Consider the following 790-nt stretch of genomic DNA (forward strand, 5'->3'; position numbering starts at 1 on the left):
TATACCGCGCCCTTGCAGACCGAGAGCATGTTGGTCATGGCCGCCAGCAGGAAGGCATGGAAGCCGGCACCCAGGTTGTCGTTCTTGATCCGCCGATCCTTTCCGCGGAGTTTGTCCTTGGCGTTGTTGCCGTAGTCCACGTTGTAGGGCGGATCGGTAAACACCATGTCGGCCAGCTGGCCGTCCATGAGTTGTTCGACATCTGCCGTTTCCGTGGCGCTGCCGCAGAGCACTCGATGGCTACCCAGAATCCAGAGATCACCCGGCTGACTGACAGGATGTGCTTCCGGTTCCGGCACCTGGTCGTCTGCTTCGCTGTTATCCGCCGGTTCTTCCAGCAACAGGCCATCCAGTTCCTCGTCACTGAATCCTAAAATATCGAGATCAAAGTCCTCGGCTTCAAGTTGCTTCAACTCTACAGCCAACATTTCCTCGTCCCACTCTGCCCAATGAGCCGACTGGTTTATCAAGATTCGAAAAGCACGTATCTGCGTTTCTGTCAGATCATCCGCCAGAACAACCGGTACTTCTTTCAAGTTGAGCTGACGAGCAGCCTTGTAACGCAAGTGCCCGTCAACAATAAGTCCGTTGCTTTTTGCAACAATGGGCACTTTGAATCCCATCTCACTAATCGCCTGACACATCTGATCGACTGCCTGATCATTGCGGCGGGGATTGTTTTCATATTCCTCCAGCCGTGACAAGGGCCAATACTCAATTTTAATCTTTGTCATTTACGCGCCCTCGCCATGGCAAGATTGACCATCAACTTCTCAACCAGCAGAGTTCT

At 52.9% G+C, this 790-nt stretch carries 1 protein-coding gene; it reads right to left on the reverse strand.

Annotated elements, in window-relative coordinates; genetic code table 11:
• Positions 1 to 734 (reverse strand): ParB N-terminal domain-containing protein (locus ABD892_RS00865; protein WP_345192866.1); only part of this gene is annotated, 734 nt, incomplete at its 3' end.
• Between the last annotated feature and the right edge of the window lie 56 nt (positions 735 to 790).

It is taken from the genome of Kistimonas scapharcae, from assembly GCF_039540975.1.
GTDB classification, from domain to species: domain Bacteria; phylum Pseudomonadota; class Gammaproteobacteria; order Pseudomonadales; family Endozoicomonadaceae; genus Kistimonas; species Kistimonas scapharcae.